This window comes from Streptomyces fulvoviolaceus (assembly GCF_000718165.1).
Taxonomy (GTDB): domain Bacteria; phylum Actinomycetota; class Actinomycetes; order Streptomycetales; family Streptomycetaceae; genus Streptomyces; species Streptomyces fulvoviolaceus.
In genome coordinates, this window is sequence record NZ_JOEY01000190.1 from 1 (window position 1) to 340 (window position 340).

A 340-nucleotide genomic window follows, 5' to 3' on the forward strand; every position below is an offset into this window, starting at 1 on the left:
GGCCAACGCCCCGCACGGCCGGTACGTGCTCGCCTGCCGGGTCCGCTTCCCGCACCGCGGCCAGGAGTGGGCGGACCGGGTGGAGACGAACCGGGCGGTGGCCTACCGCATCCACTACGACACGGTACGCGGGCGCTGGTATGTGACCGCCTCTTGGCAGATCCCGGTCTCCCGGACCATCCCGATGGCCGCCGCCCTCGCGCACGGTGTGATCGGCGTCGACATGAACGCCGATCACCTCGCCGCCTGGCGCCTCGACACCCACGGCAACCCGACCGGGACGCCGCGCCGCTTCTTCTACGACCTCACCGGCACGGCCGATCACCGTGATGCCCAGGTC

At 72.1% G+C, this 340-nt stretch carries 1 pseudogene; it reads left to right on the forward strand.

Annotation, left to right across the window (positions count from 1 at the left end):
* A pseudogene (locus IG08_RS0153460) lies at window positions 1-340 on the forward strand (IS200/IS605 family accessory protein TnpB-related protein); the annotation flags it as partial.